This window comes from Mycolicibacter engbaekii, from assembly GCF_002101585.1.
Classification (GTDB): Bacteria; Actinomycetota; Actinomycetes; order Mycobacteriales; family Mycobacteriaceae; genus Mycobacterium; species Mycobacterium engbaekii.
Window position 1 is genome coordinate 1 of sequence record NZ_LQOT01000068.1, and the last position, 1,137, is coordinate 1,137.

General features: G+C 77.1%; 2 protein-coding genes. Both read right to left on the bottom strand.

Annotation, left to right across the window (positions count from 1 at the left end; all coding sequences use genetic code 11):
* Positions 1 to 145: 145 nt before the first annotated feature.
* On the bottom strand, positions 146 to 862 hold the full coding sequence (locus tag AWC02_RS22040; protein WP_165757926.1) for a hypothetical protein: 717 nt from the start codon (positions 860 to 862) through the stop codon (positions 146 to 148).
* Between the two features lie 57 nt (positions 863 to 919).
* On the bottom strand, positions 920 to 1,137 hold a 218-nt coding region (locus AWC02_RS22210), incomplete at its 5' end, for a hypothetical protein (protein ID WP_207568072.1).

The window sequence follows — 1,137 nt, forward strand, 5'->3', positions numbered from 1 at the left end:
GTCTGGCGGTGCCGGCGGGCAGGGGGGTGCCGGGGGTGCCGGCGGTGCCGGCGGTGCGGTGCTCGGCGATGCCGGCGCCGGCGGTGCCGGTGGGGCCGGCGGCGCTGGTGGGGCCGGCGGCAGTGGTGCTCAGGGGGCGGCCGGGTCATGGGCTGATGGCGGCGACGGCAATGGTGGTGCCGGTGGGGACGCCGGTCATGGTGGAGCCGGCGGCACCGGGGGTGCCGGGGGTGCGGCGGGCACCGCGACGGCCGGTGCGGCCGGGGCAGCCGGCGAGGCCGGTGCCGGCGGCGATGGCGGTGATGCGGGCACCGCTGGTGCCGGTGGTGCGGGCGCGCACGGCACCGCCGAGCATCGCGATGCCGGTCATGGTGGTGCCGGTGGTCGGGGCGGGGACTCCGGCGCCGGCGGTACCGGGGGTGCGGCGGGCCTGGACGGGGCGGCCAGTGCCGGCGGCGCGGGTGGCGCCGGGGGTGCGGGCTTCTTGGGGGCCAACGGCACCGCGCTGGAGCGCGACGGGATCGCCGGGGGCACCGGTGGTGATGGTGGCGATGGCGGCATGGGCGGCTTCTACGCCGACGGGTCGCAGGCGGCGCAAGGCGATGGCGGTGCCGGTGGTGATGGTGGTGCCGGCGGTAACGGGGTCAACGGCGCAAACGGCGCGGTGCCCGGCGGTGATGGCCAGCACGCCGGTGATGGTGGTGCTGGCGGTGATGGCGGCCGGGGTGGCGCCGGTGCCACCGTCGGGGCCCACGGGGTGGGTGGCCTGGGCGGCAACGGCGGCAATGGCGGTCATGGCGCTGATGGCGCTGACGGCGCTGCCGGTGATGGGCAGCAGGGCCAGGGCTATGACGGTCAGCATGGTGGCGCTGGCGGCAACGCTGGTCGTGGTGGTCTGGGCGGCGACAGCGGCGGCGGATCACGGTCGGCGTCCGGGTACGACGGGATCGCCGGCAATGGCGGTCATGGCGGGGCCGGGGGCGCCGGTGCCGACGGGGTCAACGGCACTGCCGAGGAGGTTGATGCCACCGCTGGTGCTTCCGGTGGTGCTGGCGGCAACGGTGGTCTGGGTGGTGTGAACACCGATGGCTCTCGGGCGGTCACTGGTAATGGTGGCGCCGGTGGTGCTGGGGGTCG

Bases quoted from the DNA above. Each gene is read 5' to 3' on its own strand.
- AWC02_RS22040 (WP_165757926.1), bottom strand. From the start codon at position 862: ATGCTGACCGTCATAGCCCTGGCCCTGCTGCCCATCACCGGCAGCGCC.